20 protein-coding genes are annotated in these 17,940 nt (G+C 66.4%); 13 read left to right on the top strand and 7 right to left on the bottom strand.

Going from position 1 to position 17,940, the window contains the following annotated elements; translation table 11 throughout:
* Positions 1-4: 4 nt before the first annotated feature.
* Entirely contained in the window at positions 5-1,273 is a 1,269-nt protein-coding gene (locus VHK65_09970; GenBank protein ID HVS06475.1) for a Glu/Leu/Phe/Val dehydrogenase, read from the bottom strand.
* Between the two features lie 113 nt (positions 1,274-1,386).
* On the opposite strand from VHK65_09970, the gene VHK65_09975 reads away from it, so the two are divergent.
* From VHK65_09975 to VHK65_09985, 3 genes are read left to right on the top strand one after another with little or no spacing between them, the layout of a single operon-like run.
* A complete protein-coding gene (locus VHK65_09975) occupies positions 1,387-2,100 on the top strand; it encodes a DUF881 domain-containing protein (protein HVS06476.1) in 714 nt (237 codons plus the stop codon).
* Positions 2,081-2,764: a DUF881 domain-containing protein gene (locus tag VHK65_09980; GenBank protein ID HVS06477.1), complete on the top strand. Its 684-nt coding sequence runs from the start codon at positions 2,081-2,083 to the stop codon at positions 2,762-2,764. Before VHK65_09975 ends, VHK65_09980 begins: the two co-directional genes overlap by 20 nt.
* 8 nt (positions 2,765-2,772) lie before the next feature.
* Positions 2,773-3,825 carry a GntG family PLP-dependent aldolase gene (locus tag VHK65_09985; protein ID HVS06478.1) on the top strand — a complete coding sequence of 351 codons (1,053 nt, stop codon included), beginning with the start codon at positions 2,773-2,775 and terminating at the stop codon, positions 3,823-3,825.
* Here the strand turns inward: VHK65_09985 and VHK65_09990 are convergent.
* Positions 3,822-5,690 carry a peptidoglycan DD-metalloendopeptidase family protein gene (locus VHK65_09990; GenBank protein HVS06479.1) on the bottom strand — a complete coding sequence of 623 codons (1,869 nt, stop codon included), beginning with the start codon at positions 5,688-5,690 and terminating at the stop codon, positions 3,822-3,824. The two genes, VHK65_09985 and VHK65_09990, sit on opposite strands and share 4 nt — an antisense overlap.
* Before the next feature lie 89 nt (positions 5,691-5,779).
* On the opposite strand from VHK65_09990, the gene VHK65_09995 reads away from it, so the two are divergent.
* From VHK65_09995 to VHK65_10005, 3 genes are read left to right on the top strand one after another with little or no spacing between them, the layout of a single operon-like run.
* Positions 5,780-6,322, top strand: coding sequence for a hypothetical protein (locus VHK65_09995; protein ID HVS06480.1), 543 nt, complete (start codon positions 5,780-5,782; stop codon positions 6,320-6,322).
* Positions 6,323-6,349: 27 nt separating this feature from the next.
* Positions 6,350-7,360 (top strand): lysylphosphatidylglycerol synthase transmembrane domain-containing protein, encoded by a 1,011-nt coding sequence (locus VHK65_10000; protein HVS06481.1) that lies wholly within the window; start codon positions 6,350-6,352, stop codon positions 7,358-7,360.
* Complete coding sequence (locus VHK65_10005; GenBank protein HVS06482.1) at positions 7,357-8,310, top strand: NAD-dependent epimerase/dehydratase family protein; 954 nt, start codon at positions 7,357-7,359, stop codon at positions 8,308-8,310. Before VHK65_10000 ends, VHK65_10005 begins: the two co-directional genes overlap by 4 nt.
* Here the strand turns inward: VHK65_10005 and VHK65_10010 are convergent.
* Positions 8,246-8,728 (bottom strand): hypothetical protein, encoded by a 483-nt coding sequence (locus tag VHK65_10010; protein ID HVS06483.1) that lies wholly within the window; start codon positions 8,726-8,728, stop codon positions 8,246-8,248. The genes VHK65_10005 and VHK65_10010 overlap by 65 nt on opposite strands.
* 46 nt (positions 8,729-8,774) lie before the next feature.
* Complete coding sequence (gene infA, locus VHK65_10015; GenBank protein HVS06484.1) at positions 8,775-9,014, bottom strand: translation initiation factor IF-1; 240 nt, start codon at positions 9,012-9,014, stop codon at positions 8,775-8,777.
* Positions 9,015-9,189: 175 nt separating this feature from the next.
* Between infA and VHK65_10020 the strand changes: the two genes are divergently transcribed.
* Both VHK65_10020 and VHK65_10025 read left to right on the top strand, forming a co-directional pair.
* On the top strand, positions 9,190-10,041 hold the full coding sequence (locus VHK65_10020; protein ID HVS06485.1) for a hypothetical protein: 852 nt from the start codon (positions 9,190-9,192) through the stop codon (positions 10,039-10,041).
* Between the two features lie 19 nt (positions 10,042-10,060).
* Entirely contained in the window at positions 10,061-10,270 is a 210-nt protein-coding gene (locus VHK65_10025) for a biotin/lipoyl-binding carrier protein (GenBank protein HVS06486.1), read from the top strand.
* A gap of 28 nt (positions 10,271-10,298) precedes the next feature.
* Here the strand turns inward: VHK65_10025 and VHK65_10030 are convergent, their stop codons facing one another.
* From VHK65_10030 to VHK65_10040, 3 genes are all read right to left on the bottom strand, one after another.
* Positions 10,299-10,463 (bottom strand): hypothetical protein, encoded by a 165-nt coding sequence (locus VHK65_10030; GenBank protein ID HVS06487.1) that lies wholly within the window; start codon positions 10,461-10,463, stop codon positions 10,299-10,301.
* Between the two features lie 85 nt (positions 10,464-10,548).
* Positions 10,549-11,406 (bottom strand): hypothetical protein, encoded by an 858-nt coding sequence (locus VHK65_10035; protein HVS06488.1) that lies wholly within the window; start codon positions 11,404-11,406, stop codon positions 10,549-10,551.
* Complete coding sequence (locus tag VHK65_10040) at positions 11,403-12,482, bottom strand: zinc-dependent metalloprotease (protein ID HVS06489.1); 1,080 nt, start codon at positions 12,480-12,482, stop codon at positions 11,403-11,405. Before VHK65_10040 ends, VHK65_10035 begins: the two co-directional genes overlap by 4 nt.
* A 219-nt stretch (positions 12,483-12,701) precedes the next feature.
* Between VHK65_10040 and groL the strand changes: the two genes are divergently transcribed.
* The 5 genes from groL to VHK65_10065 all read left to right on the top strand — a co-directional run bounded on the left by groL (position 12,702) and on the right by VHK65_10065 (position 17,878).
* Entirely contained in the window at positions 12,702-14,312 is a 1,611-nt protein-coding gene (gene groL, locus VHK65_10045; protein ID HVS06490.1) for a chaperonin GroEL, read from the top strand.
* Positions 14,313-14,406: 94 nt separating this feature from the next.
* A complete protein-coding gene (locus tag VHK65_10050) occupies positions 14,407-15,156 on the top strand; it encodes an SAM-dependent chlorinase/fluorinase (protein HVS06491.1) in 750 nt (249 codons plus the stop codon).
* Positions 15,153-15,893, top strand: coding sequence for an NAD(P)H-hydrate epimerase (locus VHK65_10055; GenBank protein HVS06492.1), 741 nt, complete (start codon positions 15,153-15,155; stop codon positions 15,891-15,893). The genes VHK65_10050 and VHK65_10055 overlap by 4 nt, the downstream gene beginning before the upstream one ends.
* A gap of 67 nt (positions 15,894-15,960) precedes the next feature.
* Positions 15,961-16,491: a sigma factor-like helix-turn-helix DNA-binding protein gene (locus tag VHK65_10060; protein HVS06493.1), complete on the top strand. Its 531-nt coding sequence runs from the start codon at positions 15,961-15,963 to the stop codon at positions 16,489-16,491.
* Between the two features lie 34 nt (positions 16,492-16,525).
* A complete protein-coding gene (locus VHK65_10065) occupies positions 16,526-17,878 on the top strand; it encodes a hypothetical protein (GenBank protein ID HVS06494.1) in 1,353 nt (450 codons plus the stop codon).
* Positions 17,879-17,940 lie beyond the last annotated feature (62 nt).

Below are 17,940 nucleotides of genomic sequence, written 5' to 3' on the forward strand. Positions count from 1 at the left end.
CCGATCAGGGATAGATGCCGCGGATCGTCGTCGCCTGCGCGACCTTGTCGACGGCCAGCACATAGGCCGCCGTGCGCATGTTGACCTTCTTCTCCAGGCTCACCTTCAGCACGTTGTCGAAGGCGCGCAACATGATCCGCTCCAGCCGTTCGTTGATGTCGTGCTCATCCCAGAAGAACTCCTGCAGGTCCTGCACCCACTCGAAGTAGGAGACAGTGACGCCGCCGGCATTCGCCAGGATGTCGGGAATCACGAAAGCACCTTTCTTGTAAAGGATCTCGTCCGCGTCCGGCGAGGTCGGCCCGTTGGCGCCTTCGCAAATCACCTTCGCCTTGATGCGGTGCGCGTTGCCGGCATGGATCTGGTTCTCGAGCGCGGCCGGCACCAGCACGGTGACCGGCAGCTCGAGCAATTCCTCATTGCTGATGAACTTGCAGATCTTCTGCCGCAGCCGGCCGGTGATCTCTTTCTCGCGCACCACCTCGTCCAACTCGATGCCGTCCTCGTTGTAGCAGGCGCCATTGGAATCGCTGACCGCGATCACCTTGCAGCCGGCCTGGGCCAGCAGCTTGGCGGTGACGTAACCGACGTTGCCGACACCCTGGACGGCGACGGTCGCATCTTCGGGGCGGATCCCCAGGTGCCGCAGGGCCGCCAGCGTGGTCAACATGCAGCCGCGACCGGTAGCTTCCGGGCGGCCTTCGGAGCCGCCGATCCCCAACGGCTTGCCGGTCACGACGGCCGGGACGGAGTGGCCGGCCTGCATGCTGATGGTGTCCATCATCCAGGCCATGATCTGGGCGTTGGTGTTGACGTCCGGCGCCGGGATGTCACGGTCCGGGCCGATCACGATGCTGATCTCGCTCGTGAAGCGACGTGTCAGATTCTCGAGCTCGTTGCGGCTGAGATTCTTCGGGTCCACGACGACTCCACCCTTGGCGCCACCATACGGAATCCCGACCACGGCGCACTTCCAGGTCATCCACATGGCCAGCGCTTTGACTTCGTCCCGGGTCACGCCCGGGTGATAGCGGATCCCACCCTTGGCGGGGCCCCGGTCGATGTTGTGATGAATGCGATAGCCGGTGAACATCTGCACGGTGTGGTCGTCCATCATGACCGGAAATGTGACGATCAGCTCGCGCTTGCACTCGCGCAGGACGCGCCTCATGTTGGGATCGAGGCCGAGGACGTCGGCCGCAATATCGAATTGGCGCTGGGCCATCAGCCACGGATTCGCCTGGTCCGGTGACGCCTCGGCGAATGCCCTCATCGGCACCGCCTCTATTTTCTGAGCCATTGTTCCTCCTGCCTGTTGCATGCCGGCCACTCGGCTAACTGGGCGTTCGGGCACCCATTACACTACACGGCACCGTGACGCCGCGGATGACTGTTCTCGCAAGCGTTTCGCTTGCGACATTCCTCGTCACCAGCCTCGCCGCGACCCAGTTCCGAAGCCAGCCACTGCCGCCCTCCAACCGCCTCGCCCGGGACGAGGCCCTGCGCAAGAGCGTCAACCAGCTCGAGGACCAGAACCGGGCCCTCAAGGGACGCATCCAGGCACTCCAGGGAGAGGTCAAGGCGGGCGAGGATGAGAGCGCCCATCGTTCGAGCGCCGTCCAGCAGGTGAAGGCGCAGCTCGACGATGAGAAGGTCACGGCCGGGCTCACGGCGCTGCACGGCGCCGGCCTCACCATCCTGCTCCACGACGGCACCGACCCCAACGACCTCGCCGACCGTTCCCTCGGCTGGACGATTCACTACCAGGACCTGCAGGACATCGTGAACGTCCTCTGGGCGAGCGGGGCGGAGGCGATCGCCGTCAACGGCCAGCGCATCGTGCCGAACACCGCCTTCCACTACGCCGGGGTCAACATCCTGGTCAACAACGCCAGCCGGCTGAGCGGACCCTACACCGTGACCGCCCTGGGCGACCCCTCCAGTCTGGCGGGCGGCCTCGGCAACCCCGACCAGCTCGCCGAGCTGAAGAGCCGCAGCCGCATCTACGGGCTTGGCTTCAGCTGGCTGCGGAGCCCTCATCTCAGCCTGCCCGCCTTCGATGCCACCTTCCTGGTGAAGTATGCGCAGCCGCTCGGCTGAACGAACCGCGCGGGCTCAGCGGCTGATCGTCGTCAGCCTGATCGCCATTGCGCTCGGCTTCCTCCTCGTGGTGCAGCTGCGCTCTCAGGCGGCGGTGGCCCGCACCCTGGCCGCCCAGGACGACACAAGCGTCGCGCTCCTGATCAACGACCTCAACCGCGCCAACAACGAGCTGATCCAGCAGGGGGCGGCACTGACGCAGCAAGAGGCGCAGCTTCGCGCGGCGCTCACGACCGGCGGCGCGGACGCCCAGGCGATCCAGAAGGAGCTCACAACCTTACGCGTGGTCAACGGTGAGGTGCCGGTCCACGGGCCCGGGTTGCAGATCCGGATCGACGGCACGATCATGGACTTCGAGCTGCAGGATGCGCTCAACAACCTGCGCAATGCCGGAGCGGAGGCGATCGCGCTCAACGGCCAGCGCATCATCAGCAATACCTCGGTCCAAAGCCGGGGCAACACCCTGTTGATCAACGGTCACGCCGTGAGCTCGCCGCTGAGCCTGCTCGTCATCGGCGATCCGGAGCAACTCGGACCGGCCGCCGACCTCTCGGCCAGCAGCCTGCAGACCCGCGTCCAGGTCCAGATTTCGCGCCAGACCGAACTCGCCATCACGCAGGTGGTCACCCCGCGCCCGCTGATCTATGCGCAGCTGGGAAAATAGGACGGACGATGACACGCACCGTCGAGTTGCGCAGCGACACCTTCACACTTCCGACGGAATCGATGCGGGCGGCCATGGCCGCCGCCGAGGTGGGCGACGACGTCTGGGATGAAGACCCCACCATCCATCGGCTGCAAGAGCGGGCCGCGGAGATGGTCGGGAAGGAGGCCTCGCTCTTCGTACCGAGCGGGACCATGGGCAACTTGTGCGCCCTGCTCAGCCACACGCAGCCCGGACAAGAGGTCATCCTCGAGATCGACAGCCATATCTTCCAGAACGAGGTTGCCGGTGCCTCGGTTGTCGGCGGCCTTCAGCTCCGGCCGCTGGACACGCCGGATGGGCGTCTTCTGCCAGAGCAGGTGCGTCGCGCGATCCGCCAGCCCGACCTCCACGAACCGCTCACGGGACTTCTCTGTGTCGAGAACACGCACAACCGCAAAGGCGGCACGTGCCTGAGCCCGAAGCAGACGGCCGCGTTGAGTGACGTCGCCCACGATGCCGGCTTTCCGGTCCACCTGGACGGCGCGCGGGTCTTCAACGCCGCCGTCGCGCAGGGGATCGACGTTCGCCAGCTCACTGCTCCCGTCGACTCGGTGATGTTCTGTCTGTCGAAGGGACTGAGTGCCCCGGTCGGCTCCATGCTGGCCGGGTCGAGCGACTTCATCGAGCGCGCTCGCCGCATGCGCAAGATGCTGGGCGGCGGGATGCGCCAGGCCGGAGTGGTGGCGGCTGCCGGGTTGATCGCGCTCAATGAGATGGTCGATCGCCTGGCCGAGGACCATGCCAACGCGCGGCGCCTGGCCGAGGGCCTGAAGGGACTGCCCGGGATCGACATCGACCTATCGAGGGTCGAAACGAACATGGTCTTCGGCGATTGCCGTCCACCGCTCACCGCGAGCGCGTTCATCGATCGCTGTCGCGAGGCGGGCGTGTTGCTCGACCAGGCTTCTTCCTACCGCTGGCGCATGGTCACCCACCGGGGCGTGTCAGTCGAGGATGTCGATTACGCCGTCGAGGCTGTCCGCCGCTTGTTTGCCGCGCCCCTTCGAGTCGCCGGCTAGCGCACCGGTAGGCCGGTCATCGGGTCGAAGGCCGGACCACCGAAGCTCGCATCGGGCAGCAACAGCATGCTGCCAAAGGTTTGCCAGTCGCCGCTCGCATCGGTGAGGATGCCGGCCGGCGCCTGTGCCGTTCCGGCCAGGGTCATCGCCGCCGGCTGACCCGGCAGCGTCCACGCGGTCGGGATGGACGCCAGCGCCGCGTCCGCGCCACCGAAGGCGTGCACCGCGCCGCTGCTATCGAGCGCCAACCCAGAATGGGTCCCCGGGAAGAGCGCCGCGTCGACAACACTGGCGCCCGCGGGCAAGGCGGCGGCGACGCTTGCCCCGCTCCCGACAATGGCGCCCAGGGCATCGACGGCCATGACCGTGCCATCGCTGGCGGCGAGCAGGCGCGTGGGCATTGATACGGCGAATCGCGGGCCGGCGGCGCCGGCGCTATCCCAGGTGGTGCCGTCGGCCAGCAGGCGGAGCGGACCAGATGGCAGGGTGACGACGTCGACGGCCGCGGCCAGCGATGTGGGCGCGACAGACGGCGTCGCGCGGTTGTGGCCCAGGCTGCGCAGCGATGCATCCATGCCGAGCAGGAGAGCGCCATCCGCCGACGGGTGCTCCTGTCTGAATCCCGTTACCGACGGCGCGCCGTCAGGCGGCGCCGGGAGTGGCCCGAGGATGGCGCGATCCGCGGCGGTTGGCGGAGAACTGGCGCTCGCCGGAACCGATTGGTCGAGAACGACCGCAGGTGCCGCGTTCCGCGCCGCGTCACGCACCGTGAGCCGAAACCGGTAGGCGGTGCCCGGGTCGCCGAAGAAGCGGAGCGCCCCCACCGACTTGCCGGCCGCTGGCTGATCAGTGTTTTGCGTGAACCAAGGACGGAAAGCAGGGCCGCCTGAGCCAACCTCGACAACGACATTCTTGACGCCGGAAAGACCGTCATCCCCCGACCAGTGAAGGTTCAGCGCGCTGCCTTGCGGCGGGTCGACCCGAAGCGCGGAGGTGGGCGGGTCGACGTCATATAGATATAGGTAGGTGATGTCGGCGCTGGTGCCCGCGCGGTCGAAGACGCGAATGTGCAGGGTGTGCGAACCCGGGCCGGGTACCTTCGTCGTCCCACTCGTGGCCTGGGTGCGCGGCGCGGCCACCTCAGGATCGCCATCCCATTGGGCCGCGAATCCGGCGAGCCCGTGGCCGCCATCACGCAGGTGCCAGCTGACCGGCGGCGGCGGACCGTCGCTGCCGTACCAGTAATCCCAGTGCGCCCCGCCCGGAAAGGCGAGCGGCAGCAGGAACGGTACCGGCGTGTTGTTCAGCCATAAATTGCCCACGTCCCAGCTCCACGGATCTGGTCCCCGCCCGGTCCAGCCGTATGGGTCGATGGAGTGCCACGGGGTCAGCAGGTCGCGTACCTCGAAATGGACGTGCGGCCCGGTCGAGTTCCCGGTGCTGCCGCTGAGCGCGATCAGCTGACCGCGGGACACGTGCTGTCCCGGGTAGACGAAGAGCTGATTGTTATGGAAGTAGGCGGTGCGATCGTTCGCGTGGTCGATGACCACGCCGAAGCCCCCGCTGTCACTCCACTCGCTGTAGATGACGGTCCCGTCATCGGCGGCCACGACCGGCGTATTGGACGGCACGGCGTAGTCGGTGCCGCGGTGGCCATCGTAAGCGTAGCCGGTGGCGCCATCGAAGCGGATCATGATCCCGTCTTGCTCGCGAGTCGGGTAATGGTGATCCATCCAGGACGTGATGCGTGGGTTCGGGATCCCGAAGGGCAGCGTGAGGTTGCCGGCCGCCTGCGCCGGCTGCACCGTCAGCAATGAGAGGCCCAGCGCCGCGGTCACGGCGCCATGCACTTTGAGCGAGGGCAAGCCGCCGCGATTGTAATCGCTGAACGGACAACAGGACGCGGGAAGCGGACTCACCCTTACCCCCAGGCAGACCCTACAATGCGGGAAACGTGCCGCACGCCATCTACTGCTTCCTCGACGGCGAGACATTGCACGGGGACCCGCCGAAGCGGGAGTTGGATACGCCTGTCGTCGAGACGCGAGTTCACAATCTCGGCACCAACAACCGGGGCGCCTTCGTCCCGCTCAGCAGCCTGAAATACGTCCTCCTCGACTCCCGTGCGCCGTCGGGTGCCGTCGACATCGCCCGCTACCAGCGGATCGCGATCCACTTCGTGGACCACGAAGTGCTGCGCGGCTACAGCGACCGCCAGCTGCGCACCTCGCGCTACGGCGTGACCCTCTCGCTTGTGTCGCCCGACCAGAGCGAGGTCAAGGACCTGGCGATTCCATTCACGGCCCTGAAGGGGATCTTTTACCTGAAGACCTGGGAGGGCGGCGAGCCGGCGATGCTCGAGTCCGACTGGGTGCCCCGCATCCTGGAGGCACGCGAGCAGGAGCAGGTTCGGCGCCAGTACGGCCCGGCGGGCAAGCCACGGCACAAGATGCCGTTACTCGAGCGGATCCTCCGCCGCCGCAAGATCGCCGAATAGCGCGATTCCGGGCGGCCGGTCCCTGATATGTTGAAACCCAAGATGGAACCGGCGGCCGTCCCGCCGCAGGCGGCGGCCCCGCGGTCCGCGCTTCGCGAGCGGCTCCTCGATCCTCGCACCCTGATCTCGTTCGGGATCCTGGCTGTCGTCCTCTTCGTCGTCCTGACCCATGTCCAGCTGGACTACGGCGAGAGCCTGCGGGCGATCAGCCAGACCAACCTGCTCCTCTACGCGCTGGCGTTTGCCGCCTTCTACTTCTCCTTCGTCGTCCGTACCGTCCGCTGGGAAATCCTGCTGCGCAACACCGGGGAAAACAACCGCTTCGGCGAGCTGTTTCACATCATCATCCTTGCCTGGTTCGCGAACTGCGTCCTCCCCGCCAAGATGGGCGACTTCTACCGCGCCTACCTGCTGCGACAGCAGACCGAGGTCTCCGGATCGAAGGGCCTGGGCACGATCTTCAGCGAGCGCGCGCTCGACTTCCTGGTACTGATGAGCCTGCTGATCGTCAGCGGCCTGATCAGCTTTCGCGCCTCGGTCCCCGAACGCTTCGTCCCCGCCTTCATCGTCGGGCTCGTCATCGCCGCCGGGTTGATCGTGGGTCTGCTGCTGATCCGCTACAGCGAGGGCCGGTTGTCGCGTTTCCTTCCGGAGCGCCTTCGCGAGCGCGCCACCCGGTTCAAGCACGGACTGTTGAGCGCGTTTGCCGGGCGGCTCCCTCTCCTCCTCGGCCTTACCGTGCTCGTCTGGACTGCCGAGTCCGCCCGCCTCTTCCTCGTCGTCCAGGCGCTGCCGCTGCACATCTCCCTCAGCCTGGCGCAGATCATGTTCATCGCCCTGGTTGCGTCCCTCCTCACCACCATCCCCGCGTTGCCCGGGGGACTCGTGCTGGTGGAAGGGGGCATCATCGCCGTGCTGGTGTTCTTTGGTCTGACCGCCTCGCAGGCGCTCTCCGTCGCGATCCTCGACCGCCTGATCAGCTACTGGAGCCTGATCGTCGTCGGGTTGGTCGTCTTCCTCCTGAGTCACCGGCGTTGAAGGTCCTCGTCACCGGAGGCGCGGGCTTCATCGGCTCGCATGTCGCCGACCGACTGGTCGCGGATGGCCACGACGTGGTCATCCTCGACGACCTGTCGACCGGGCACGTAGAGCATCTGCAACCGAACGCACGCTTCTACCAGATGGACCTGCACTCGCCCTGGATCGACGAATTGTTCCGCATCGAGCGGCCGGAAGCCGTCGTCCACCAGGCCGCGCAGGCCAGCGTTCGCCGCTCCGTCGAGGACCCGGTCTTCGACGCCAGCGTCAACGTGCTGGGGACCGCGGCGCTCCTCCAGGCCAGCGCGCATCATGGGGTCCGCCGCTTCCTCTTCGCGTCCACCGGCGGTGCTCTCTACGGCGATGCCGACGTCACGCCCACCCCCGAGGACTATCCCACGCTGCCCGTGTCACCCTATGGCGCATCCAAGCTAGCTGCTGAGGTCTACCTGCGGACCTTTCACGCCATGCATGGGCTCTCGTACGCCGCGCTCCGCTATGCCAACGTCTACGGGCCGCGACAGGATCCACATGGCGAAGCGGGGGTCGTCGCCATCTTCGCCCAGCGGCTGCTCAGTGGAGAGAAGGCCCGCATCAACGGCGACGGCAAGCAGACCCGCGATTTCGTGTACGTGGGCGACGTCGCGGAGGCGAATTCTCGCGCGCTCGTCTCGGACGCGGCGGGGTCATTCAACGTAGGCACGGGGATCGAGACGGACATCTCGACCATCTTCCAGTTGTTGAAACGTCTTACCAGTAGCAACCAGCAGGAGGAGCACGGCCCTCCCATGCCAGGCGAGCAGCGGCGCTCAGTGGTCGACGCTCGGAAAATCGAGAAGGCGCTGGGCTGGAAGTCGAAGACGAGCCTCCCAGCCGGCCTGGACGCTACGGTGCAGTATTTCCGCGAGGTGCATCCGGCAGCGGCGGCAGCTCGCGCGCGACCTGCGTGAGGGCCGCGTCCCCCGCGTCCATCAGGCGCCGAGCCGCGTCCAGCACCAGGGGGTTGTGGACGCTCTCGCTTCCGATCATCCGGCTGGCCCACTCGTAGGCCTCACACGCGCGGCCGAGCGCGGCGCGCGCATCAGCCGACAGATCCGGTCCGCTCGAGGGGCGTAGCCGCAGCGTCTGGTAGTACCCGGTCTGGAAGATCTTGCGAGCCGCGGTCGCCTCGTCTTCTAACGGCCTTTCGGGTCCAGCGTCGAGCGCCCGGCGGAGCCGATTGGCGGCTCGCGCGACGCTGCTCTCGATATCGGCAAGGACGAGATCGTAGTCGCGCGGTACGAGGCGCGACGGGGTTCCGAGCACCCGGTAGGCCACCACGAGGGTGGCGGCCAGCACCAACAGAATCACGAGGTAAAGCCAGGCCATCGGTAGCGATATTCTCCTCCCCCTCCGGGGGAGGGCCGGGTGGCGGCTACTTGTAGCGGAAGGTAATCCGCCCGCGCGTCAGGTCGTAGGGGGACAGCTCAACCCGGACCCGGTCGCCGATCAAGATTCGGATGTAGAACTTCCGCATCTTCCCCGAGGTATAGGCGAGAATGGTCTGTCCGGTCTGGAGCTTCACCTTGAACATCGCGTTGGGCAGCGGCTCGACCACCTCGGCGTCCATCTCAATGGTTTCTTCTTTGTCGGCCGGGGTTTCCTTGACCTCCAGCGTGTCAATGCCGGGGCGCAGCGTGGTGGGGCCGCCGCGTTTCTTAGGGTAGCTACGTTTCTTGCGCAAATCGTCGACATATTACCCGAGTTGCAAAAGATCTAGGCGGCCGCCATCGGACGGGCCAATTTGCAAGGTTATCGCTGCGTCGGCGTCACCTTAGTCGAGTCTGCAGATGCACGGGCTTGAGACCATCCTCGCGCTCAGCCGGTCGACGACAATTGCGCTTGCGAAATTCCTGGCATTTACGGGCCTAGCCGCTACGGCCAGTCTTGTCCAATTACTCGGCAGCAAACAAAAGAAGAGCCCGTCAACCGTCACCTCAGTCACGCTGCTGGCCGCGGGAGCGTATACCGCGGCACTGACCGGTGGTCTGGTTCTGGGCTTTTCCACCGGTGCCTGGCGTGTGCCGGTTGGCTTGGGCCTGATGCTGCTGGGCGCCGGCTCCGTCTTTAAGGCGCAGAGGATGTGGCGTCACCCAGCTCCGGCGCGACCCGTCGGATCCAGCTCCAACGCTATCGCCGCGCAGACTCAGGGGCCCGTCGAAACCGTCTGGCTCAAGGCGGCGAGTGCGGGCCCCGACGACGCCGTCTGGCCACAGCTGATCCGCCTGACGTCCCCGCGCGACGCCGAAGCACTGATCGCGTCGCCGGATTTTCTTGCCCCGAATGAACATCTGCTCTATCGCACTCGTCTCTTCTTCGGCCGCGCGATTCCGGAAATGGCGGACGCGTCTGTTGTGGTCACGGAAGCGCGCCTGCTCATCACGGACGGACAGCAAGTGTTCACCATCCCTCGGGCGCGAATCCAGGCCATCGCCTATCGGGAGAAGGAGCCCATGGCCCTGAGGGCGAAAGCAGAGGCCATCGTGTTCACCTACGCGACGGAATCGGCGGAACAGGAGCTGGCCGGATTCGACCCCGGGGTTTTCTTCTGGTCCGGTCAGCGAGGCGCCAAGACACACAAAACCTTCGAGGCGCTGCGCGATGCCCTCACGTCGAGAGCTCAACCACCGGCGGCCGCCTAATCCCGGTATCTTGGCGGCTATGCAATTGAAGGCCGAGCTGGCCGGCAACCTCTGGAAGATCGTGGTCCGCGAAGGGCAGCAGGTGGGGGCCGACGAGACGCTGATGATCCTGGAGTCGATGAAGATGGAGATCCCGGTGAACACCCCCGTCGCCGGACGGGTAACCAAGATCCACGTGAAAGAGGGCCAGACGGTCCAGGAAGGTCAGCTGCTCGCGGACGTGGACTGATCCGGCCCAACGCGCCAGCTTGGCGACGTTAGGCGGCGGCTTTCTCTGGCTCGAAGAAGGCGATGCCCACCACGGACATGCCGTGCTTGCACGACGGACAGAAGGTCGCGGTCACGCTCTTTCGAGTTTCCCAGCGCCGTTGGTCCCGGCGCCCGCACTCGTGGCACACGAGGTCGAACATCATGTCTGCCATGTCGCCGCGACCGTATCACCGATCGAATGCCGCGAAGGCAACAGACCGCCGACGGCGGCGTAAGGAAATGTAAAGGCGGAACCTGCTAATGGAGCAGCTGGTCGATCGCGGTTTTCAGCTCATCGCTCGCCGTCGCGCCCTCGAAGCGAGACTGGATGACGCCCTTGGAATCGATCAAGAAGACCCACGGCTCGGTCTGTAGACGCCAGTCGATGACTGCCTGTGCCAGCTGCTTCTTGGAAGGATCCGGCTTGAAGTCTCTGTAGATCTCGACATGGATGAAGGCAAGCCGGTCTCGGTAGGCCGGTTCGAGACCCTGGACCACTTTGACCTCAGGTCCGCAAGTGTTGCTGGTGCAGAACGCCGGGGTGGCGAACACGACAAGCGCCGGCCGGTGCTGCTGGATCGCATCGGCGATCGAGAGCTGGTGCATGTCGTCCGGTGGCCGGCCGGAGTCGATGGTCTCCACGTCGGCGACATCCCTGGCGGTTGGATTGCGCGTCAGCGGCGCCGGCTGGCCCACCCCAGGCACCACGGGCAACGGCAAAACATTCATCGGAAGCTGCACGCTCAGATGCGCGCCATTGGGCCGGGAGGCCGTGACTTCGACGCCCCAGTCGCCGGCTTTATCGAAGGTCAGGTGCGCCACGTAGAGGCCGCCGCCCTGCAAACCGTCGCCCTTGAAGGGCGCGTCGGACTCACCCTTAGCGACGCGAGTGGTCCCCTGCAGCAAGAAGGCGCTGACGTGCACGGTGGCGTCGCCGACTGGCGTGTTGTGGTCGAGAATGCCAATCGGGACGCGCTGCTGTGTACCGACGACCAGCTCCGAAGCGGCGACTTGGGCCTGTAGGGACGAGCTGGTTGGCGAGGGACCACCGGGTGCCACCTCCCCCGCACAGGCGCCGAGCACAACGGCCACCGCCAGCGCGGCGGCGATTCTCATCGCACCCTGGCGCGGTCGATGTACAGCTGGGGCCGCTGGATCTCGGCCATCGTCGGCAGCCACTGCGGTCCCTCCCAGACGCGGGCCAGCAGCTCGTGCCCACCCGCATCGCGGACCTCGCGACAGAATTTCTCGCCGATGACGTACTGACGCATCTTCATCTCCAGCCCCGTCAGGCGAAGGAAGGCGCGCTCGAGCGGCGTCCGCTGCTCCTGGCGCCGGCGGTAGGCGCCTTCCAGCAGAGCAAAATGCGGCAGCTCGCGGCGCCCGACCTCATTCATCACCAGGTTGCTGTAGCCCTCGAGCAGGCTCATCACCGCCTGGAGCTTGGAGATCGCTTTCCACTGCTGTCCGACCCCGACAGTCAGGGTCCGGATCAACTCCAGGCGGGTCGGCCGGTGCCCATCGCCCAGCCTCCCGACCAGCACCTCCTTGAGCAGTCCCTCGAGGTACGCCTGGAGCCATGGGTGGGCCTTGAACTCCCAGGCATGCGTCATCTCGTGCATGGCGAGCCAGCGTCGAAGCTCGTCGATCGGCAGCCGGTCTTTCTGGGCCCAGGCCTGGACATTCGGTTCCACCAGGATCAGCGAGGTGGTCTCCACCGGCTCCCTGCCCAGCAGCGCCGGATCGTACTGGCCCAGGACCCGGCGGGCCAGAAGCCCCAGCATCAGGCCGAGGTACCGGGTCAGGCCCTTCTGGCCGAAGCTCAGGATCAGCGACCCGGGGATCAGCTGCTGCAGTCCCTCGAGCGGCTCGAACATCTGCCGGAAGATCCGGATGTTGAAGCGCACCCACTGCCGGCGGCCGACCGCGGCCAATCCCGGATAGACCCGGCTGCCGGCGGCGGCCGTACCGGGCCCCAGGGCCTGCCCGAGCTGGGGCTCCAGCTGCGCGGCAATCTGCTGATAGGTCTGGTCCGTGGCCGCATCGGCCGGGACGTCTTTCGGCTCGCCGCATCGGGCCAGCGCGATCTCCTCCACCCGCGCCCAGTCGATCAGGCGAGCCGGCTGCTCCCGGGGCCGAACCAGCTCCCGGAGCACGACAGCCCCCACACCGATGGCGACGCCCCAGGCCATCGCCCGGCCGACGCGCCGGGGGGCGGGTTTGGAACCAGGAATTCTCATGGGGAGGAGCCGCCGAGGCGACGCCTCATTCTACCGAGGCCCTCTCCGGCTGGCGCTCGAGGCGGTCGAGCGCTAGCACTCGCCGCCTAGGAGTGCTAAAATCGTGGAGCTTACCGCCTCGTAAATACTGGCTGTTTGCTCACTCATCATTAGCAGGAAGGAGGACGATCAATGGCGAAACAACTGGCATACGACGCCGAGGCCCGTTCGGCCCTGAAGCGCGGCGTTGACAAGGTCGCGGACGCCGTTCGAATTACCATCGGCCCCAAGGGCCGGAACGTCGTACTCGACAAGAAATTCGGTTCCCCGACGATCACGAACGACGGCGTCACGATTGCGAAGGAGATCGAGCTGGAGGACGCCTTCGAGAACATGGGCGCGCAGCTCGTCAAGGAAGTCGCGAGCAAGACGAACGACGTCGCCGGTGACGGCACGACCACCTCGGTGGTGCTGGCCGCGGCGATTATCGGCGAGGGGTTGCGCAACGTTACCGCCGGCGCCAACCCGATGCTCCTGAAAATCGGCATCCAGAAGGCCGTCGACGAAGTCGTTAAGGCCATCAAGGAGCAGTCGGTCCAGATCTCCGATCGCGAGAAGATCGCCCAGGTGGCGACGATTTCGTCGGGCGACCCGAAGATTGGCGACATGGTCGCCAACGCGATGGAGAAGGTCGGGAAAGACGGCGTCATCACCGTCGAGGAATCCCGTGGGATCGAGGACGAGCTCAAGCTCGTCGACGGGATGCAGTTCGACAAGGGCTACATCTCGCCCTACATGGTCACCGATGCGACGCGGATGGAAGCGGTCCTCGAGGATCCCTACATCCTGATCACCGACAAGAAGATCTCGGCGATCGCCGATCTGCTGCCCGTCCTCGAGAAGGTCGTGCAGAGCGGCAAGCCGCTGCTGATCATCGCCGAGGACGTCGAGGGCGAGGCGCAGGCCACCCTGATCGTCAACAAGCTGCGCGGCACGTTCACCGCCGTCGCCGTCAAGGCGCCGGGCTTCGGTGACCGCCGCAAGGCCATGCTGGAAGATCTCGCCATCCTCACGGGCGGCCAGGTGATCTCGGAGGAGCTCGGGCTCAAGCTCGATTCGGTGCAGCTCAACCAGCTGGGCAAGGCTCGGCGCGTGACGATCACCAAAGATGACACGACGATCGTCGAAGGTGCCGGAAAGCCTGACACGATCAAGGGACGCATCAACCAGATCAAGGCCGAGATCGAGAAGACGACCTCCGACTGGGACAAGGAGAAGCTCCAGGAGCGCCTGGCCAAGCTGGCCGGTGGTGTCGCCGTCATCAAGGTTGGCGCCGCGACCGAGACCGAGCTCAAGGAGAAGAAGCACCGGATGGAGGACGCTGTGTCTGCCACCCGCGCCGCGGTCGAGGAGGGCATCGTGCCCGGCGGTGGCGCCGTCCTGGTACACGCCCAGAAGTCACTCGACAACCTCAAGCTCGAGGGCGATGAGGCGACTGGTGTTGCGCTGGTCCGCCGCGCGCTCGAGGAGCCGCTGCGCCAGATCGTCAACAACGCCGGCTGGGAAGGCTCCGTGGTGGTAGAGAAGGTCAGGAACCTGCCGAAGGGCCAGGGCTTCGATGCCAACAAGGGCGAGTACACCGACATGGTGAAGGCCGGAATCATCGACCCGACCAAGGTCACCCGTTCCGCGCTGCAGAACGCGGCGAGTATTGCCGCGATGCTGCTGACCACCGAGGCGCTTGTCTCCGACATTCCGGAGAAGAAGCAGTCCGCACCCGCGCCCTCGATGCCCGATTACTAAACCGTAAAGGCTGAAAAGGAGCCGGCCCGTCGGGCGGCTCCTTTTCTTTGTCCAGGCTCAGTTACCGGCAGCCGCGAGCCGATAGCATGGCGGCATGAAGCCGAGCGGCATTGTGACGCTGCTGACCGACTTCGGGCTGGAGGACGCCTACGTCGGCGCCATGAAGGGCGCCATCCTTTCTGCGTACGCGAAGGCCGCGCTGGTCGACGTCACCCACGGCGTGCGGCCCTTCGCGGTCCTGCAGGGCGCCTTCCTCCTCGATAGCGCCTGGCGGAGCTTTCCACCAGGGACGGTTCACGTCGCGGTGGTCGATCCCGGCGTTGGCACCGAACGGAGCGCAATCGCGTTCAAAGCGGCCGAGCACTACTTCGTCGGGCCCGATAACGGGCTCTTCACGTTTCTCAACGATCCGATCAGCGAGACCGTCGAGCTGGCCACACCCCCCGAAGCCGCACCGACCTTTCATGGACGCGACGTCTTCGCTCCGGTGGCGGCGAGGCTGGCCGCCGGTGCCGCGCTCGCCGAGGTCGGCCGGCCGCGGCGGGCGGAGCCGGTGCGCCTGCCGGACGCATGGGCGTCCAAGGTGGGTGAGGCCTGGCGGGCGCAAGCGTTGCATTGCGACCGCTTCGGCAACGTGATCAGCAATCTGCCGATCCGCGCGCTGGCGCGCATCAAGGCGGCCAACGGGACGCGCGTCCGGACCGTCGAAACCTATGAGGATGCGCAGCCCAACGAGCTCGTGGCCCTGGTCGGTAGCAGTGGCCGCATCGAGTTTGCGTTACGTGAGGGATCGGCCGCCGCGCGTCTGCACGTCGCACCGGGCGAAACGCTGCTCGTCACGTGACCTGGCCAGTGGTCCGCTGGGATCAGGTACGCACGATTTCCTCGATCGCGCTGCGCCAGGCCGACACGGAGGCCCTGACGACGCTCGGCATCGGGCCACTCCAGCTGATGGAAGTCGCCGGCTGGCAGATCGCGAGGTTCGTCGACGCCTTCATGGACGGCATCCGCAACAAGCGCGTGGTTGTGGTCGGTGGGTCGGGCAATAACGGCGGCGATGCGTTGGTCGCGGCCCGCTTCCTGCGTCAGCGCGGGGCGGTCGTCAGCGCATCGATCGTTCCCTCGCGCAACCCAACGAGCCTCGCAGCCCGTCACGCCCTGACCGCGCGACGCCTGGGCATCCTCATCGTTGACGCCCCCCAGGGCATCGATCCATCTGCCGATGTCCTGATCGATGGTCTCTTCGGCACGGGCATCCATCTGCCGCTTCGCGACCCGGCCCCCGCGATCATCGAGGCCATGAATGCAACGGACCGCCCGATCGTGGCCATCGACGTGCCCTCGGGAATGGATGCGGATACCGGCGCGGGGGCGGAGGCGGCCGTGCGGGCCACGGCCACGCTGACACTGGCAGCACCCAAGGCAGGACTGGCGAGCGCATCCGGCGGCGGCCGAATCTTCGTCGCCGATATCGGCATGCCGGCCGCGCTCTTTGGGGCGGATCAGGAGGCGCTGGCGGCGCTCTACGCGATCGGTGACATCGTCGAGCTGGTCGCTCCCCGAGTTGACGTCGGCCCATGATTTCACTTCGAGTTGACGAATTGGTGCGGCCTGACTAGACTGCAGGCATCCGCTCTCCGTCCCAGTAATGGATCAGGTACACGTCGAAGCGCCAGCTTTCAGCGCTCGGGCGGCGTCCGTAGAACGCGAGTTCTATTCGGACTTCCCCCTCGTCTTGAACTACGTGGCCCGGCTCGTCGATGACATCGACGGCGCCGCCGCCATCACCTGCGCCGCGTTTCGCCAGGTTGCCGACGGCCTGCGCCAGCATCAGGGTGACGAGGGACTTAAGCGGGCCGCGGTGTTTCGTGCCGCGACCGAGCTCAGCCGTTCGGTGCTGAAGCCGCGCCGCTGGTTCCGGCGGCAGCGAAGCACCCAGGTGAGCCTGCAGGACTTTCCTCAACCGGAGGCGCGCCGGGCGTTGCGGCGCGACACGGTGCAACGGGCACTGACCGCGCTCCCCTTCGACGCGCGCGCGATGATCCTGCTGCGCGACTTCGTGAAACTCTCGTACGACGAGCTCGCCGACGTGGTCGACGTGGCGCCGCGCAAGCTGGTACACACACTCGACCGCAGCCGCGCGGAGCTGGGAGAGATCTATGACTACATCAAGTTTTGAGCGAAATCGCTGCACCCGCATATCGCCAAGCGCGGTGCTCGACGATCGCCTCGATGGGAAAGATCTCGAATGGGCGCGGGACCACCTGCGCCGCTGCGAGGCTTGCCGCGAGCGCGTCGAGGATTTCCGCGAGATGCTGTTGCGCGTCGGCCGGCTGCCGAGTGCGACCGTCGGCTCGGCGGCAATGGACCAGGCCTTCGCCCTATCGATCCCGGACCGCCTGCGCAGTCAGGGTGGCACGCGATCGTTCGAAGTCGCACCGCCGCAGCCGATGTCGTCCGTTCCCATCCCCCAGGACTTGCCACAACCGGGGCGGCCCGAGGTCACAAGCATCCCGGATCTCTTGACCGAGCTGGAGCGAGAGATCTTCCGGGATGAGCCCTTGCAGGACCATCCCATGCCACTGTCCCCCGTGCCCGAGCCGCTCTATCCGATGATGGCGGCGCGTCCCGAGGAGATCGAGACGGTCGAACCCGCCCAGCCGGAGAAGCCCGTGGAGCCTGTTGCCCCGCTGGCATCGTTCGAGGTCGCGCCGCTGGACCAAGCCCCTGAACCCGAGCCCGCCCAGCCCGCCCGCCCGGAGATCTTCTCCGGGGCCCTGCGCGAAGTCCCGGTCGATTCGCATCGGCAAGTCGAGTTCACCGACTGGGGTCGCGAGCCGGAGCCCCAGCTTGCGCCGGCCGTCGAGGCATCCCCGGCACCGGTCCCGATGACGAGCAACGTCGTCTTTTCGCAAGAGCCGCCAATGGGCATCGATGACGAGAGCGAGGCGGCGCCGGCGGCGCCACCCCGAAAGCCGGATACCGCGATGCGGATCGCGGTCGGCCTTGGCGCGGCGGCGTGCGTCCTGCTCGCCGCGGTGCTCTACGAAGGCGGCTTGTTCAAGAGCTCGCACAAAGTCAGTTCGACCGCAGCGACGGTGGCGGCATCCCTTCACTCCTCCCCGAGTGTTCGGGCGTCCATTTCACCGAGCGCAAGTCCAGCCGCCTCCGCCTCCGCCTCCGTCTCGGCTTCGACCGGTCCCGTGCTTTTCACCCTGGGGAACGGGGTCACCGGCGGCACGATGTTCCGCATCCGTCCGGGGACCGCCGTGGCCGGCTACACACGCTTGGTCTTCGATATGCATGGGAGTGGGTTACCGACGATGATCATCACCCGGCCCGATGACCTGCATGTGGTGGTCACGTTCAAAGAGACGAATGTCGCCGGCGCGCCGGTCAACGGCATCAGCAGCTACCACGTGACGGCGGTCGAGCCCGGCGTCCAGCAAGGGCCGGACGGAACGATCACGATCGACCTAGCACGGCCCGTGCGTGTGACGGCCTTCACCCTACCGGCGACCGGTGGGTATGCGTGGCGGCTCGTCGTCGACCTGCATACGAGCTAAGGCGGGCGCGCTCCGCCGCCGCACTCTAATCTGAAGGGGTCGGCGTCAAGGCCGGGGAGGGA

Source organism: Candidatus Dormiibacterota bacterium, from assembly GCA_035544955.1.
Taxonomy (GTDB): Bacteria; Chloroflexota; Dormibacteria; order CF-121; family CF-121; genus CF-13.

Excerpts from the sequence above, each read along its gene's own strand:
- VHK65_10010 (HVS06483.1), bottom strand. The coding sequence starts at position 8,728 with ATGGCCTGGCTTTACCTCGTGATTCTGTTGGTGCTGGCCGCCACCCTC.
- groL (HVS06490.1), top strand. The coding sequence starts at position 12,702 with ATGGCGAAACAACTGGCATACGACGCCGAGGCCCGTTCGGCCCTGAAG.
- VHK65_10025 (HVS06486.1), top strand. The coding sequence starts at position 10,061 with ATGCAATTGAAGGCCGAGCTGGCCGGCAACCTCTGGAAGATCGTGGTC.
- VHK65_09985 (HVS06478.1), top strand. The coding sequence starts at position 2,773 with ATGACACGCACCGTCGAGTTGCGCAGCGACACCTTCACACTTCCGACG.
- VHK65_10060 (HVS06493.1), top strand. The coding sequence starts at position 15,961 with ATGGATCAGGTACACGTCGAAGCGCCAGCTTTCAGCGCTCGGGCGGCG.
- VHK65_10050 (HVS06491.1), top strand. The coding sequence starts at position 14,407 with ATGAAGCCGAGCGGCATTGTGACGCTGCTGACCGACTTCGGGCTGGAG.
- VHK65_09975 (HVS06476.1), top strand. The coding sequence starts at position 1,387 with ATGACTGTTCTCGCAAGCGTTTCGCTTGCGACATTCCTCGTCACCAGC.
- VHK65_09980 (HVS06477.1), top strand. The coding sequence starts at position 2,081 with ATGCGCAGCCGCTCGGCTGAACGAACCGCGCGGGCTCAGCGGCTGATC.
- VHK65_10000 (HVS06481.1), top strand. The coding sequence starts at position 6,350 with ATGTTGAAACCCAAGATGGAACCGGCGGCCGTCCCGCCGCAGGCGGCG.
- VHK65_10040 (HVS06489.1), bottom strand. The coding sequence starts at position 12,482 with ATGGCCTGGGGCGTCGCCATCGGTGTGGGGGCTGTCGTGCTCCGGGAG.
- VHK65_10035 (HVS06488.1), bottom strand. The coding sequence starts at position 11,406 with ATGAGAATCGCCGCCGCGCTGGCGGTGGCCGTTGTGCTCGGCGCCTGT.
- VHK65_10030 (HVS06487.1), bottom strand. The coding sequence starts at position 10,463 with ATGGCAGACATGATGTTCGACCTCGTGTGCCACGAGTGCGGGCGCCGG.
- VHK65_10020 (HVS06485.1), top strand. The coding sequence starts at position 9,190 with ATGCACGGGCTTGAGACCATCCTCGCGCTCAGCCGGTCGACGACAATT.
- VHK65_09970 (HVS06475.1), bottom strand. The coding sequence starts at position 1,273 with ATGAGGGCATTCGCCGAGGCGTCACCGGACCAGGCGAATCCGTGGCTG.